General features: G+C 67.0%; 2 protein-coding genes. One reads left to right on the forward strand and one right to left on the reverse strand.

Annotated elements, in window-relative coordinates; genetic code table 11:
* Positions 1-961, reverse strand: a 961-nt coding sequence (locus WA225_RS27535) for a CaiB/BaiF CoA transferase family protein (RefSeq protein WP_422610387.1), incomplete at its 3' end; no start/stop codon positions are given.
* A gap of 117 nt (positions 962-1,078) precedes the next feature.
* On the opposite strand from WA225_RS27535, the gene WA225_RS27540 reads away from it, so the two are divergent.
* The coding region (locus tag WA225_RS27540; RefSeq protein WP_422610388.1) for a hypothetical protein at positions 1,079-1,600 on the forward strand (522 nt) is incomplete at its 3' end.

A 1,600-nucleotide genomic window follows, 5' to 3' on the forward strand; every position in this document is an offset into this window, starting at 1 on the left:
GATGCTCGAAGGTTTCTCGAACATCGAGTACGGGCTCGACGCACACATCGCGACCGGAAAGGGCCTCATCCCACTGCGCGCGGGTTCGCGTTCGCAGCACCGCCTGCACCGATGCGATTGTCCTGCGTCCCTCCTCGCCATCATCGAGACCGGTTCCGGCGAGCTCGGGCAGGCCGAGCAGCTCAACGAACTCGCGCCAGAACTTGGGCTCGAGCGCGCCGACCGCAAGGTACCCGTCGGCGCATTCGTAGATCCGGTAGCAGGGATACCCGCCGGTCAGCAACCCGCCACCCGGAGTCGGTGGATCGCCGGTCGCGAAGAGCTGCGAAGCGTGCACGCCGGCCCAGCTGATCAGACCGTCGACCATCGAGATGTCGCAGTGCTGACCCACGCCGGTACGCGCCGCGTGATGCAGCGCGATCATGATCGCGAGCGCTGCGTCGAGCGCGCCGCCCCCGAGATCCCCCACCTGTAAACCCGGCATCGCCGGGGCGTCGCCGGCGCTGCCGCCGAGCAGCAGCACGCCCGCGACCGCCGCGTAACCGAGGTCGTGTCCGGCGCGGTCGCGAAACGGTCCATCCTGACCATAACCGCTGATGCTGCAGAGCACGAGCCGGGGATTCACCTCCCGGAGCGCCCCGAAGCCGATGCCGAGACGGTCCATCACCCCGGGCCGGAAGCCTTCGACGACCACATCAGCGGTGGCCGCCAGGCGGAGAAACGCCTCACGCCCCAATGGATTCTTGAGGTCGACCGCCATCGAGCGCTTGTTGCGGTTGAGCGGATGGAACATCGCCGAGTACTCGTCGACGAGCGGCGGCATCCAGCGCATGTAATCGCCGCCGGCGGTGTCCTCGACCTTGATGACATCGGCGCCGAAATCAGCGAGCAGCACGGTGCAGAACGGCCCCGGAAGCAACCTGGTCAGGTCGAGGACTCGAACGTCGTCGAGTGCCGGCATGGTCGCGCGAGTGTAGCAATCACTCCACGCGCTCTATCCGCGCAACCCCTGTGCTAGGGTCGATCGCAGGGTAGACGTGATGAGCAACGTGATCGTCCGCTTGAGTGAGGCTCGTTGATGGACGAGCTGGTCATCAAGGTGCCCGCGCCGTTCAGCGGTATCGAGGATCTGGGATTCTCCGCGCGCTACCCGGCGCAGGACCGCAGCGAGCCCCTCCGCGACATCCCTCTCTTCGTCGAAGGGCCTGCCGGTCCGATGCACCTGCTCATCGAGCGCCTCGCCCTCTTCAGCGACAAGGATCGGATCGTCGGTTCGCACGCCGACGACGACCAGTACGCGTGGACGGCGCCGGTGCAGCTGACCGACGAGGTATGCGTGCTGGCGTTCCAGGACCGGAGCCTGCGCGCCGGTGACACGCTCCTCGAGCCAGGGGACACCGCCCAGGCCGTCCGTGGCTACGTATGGAACCTGGTACGTCCGATGGCATTCACGTTCCTACGGGACTGCGTCCGCATCGGCGGGCTGCGCCTCTCCGAGCGTATCGCCGTGGTGATCGACACCGGCCGGCCACCGTCCGTCGACATCGAGCTGCAGCGGTCGTCGATCACCCCCGAAAACGGCAGCAGGTTGCTCTTCGCC

The organism is Pseudomonas sp. (genome assembly GCF_049300855.1).
Lineage (GTDB): Bacteria > Pseudomonadota > Gammaproteobacteria > Pseudomonadales > Pseudomonadaceae > Aquipseudomonas.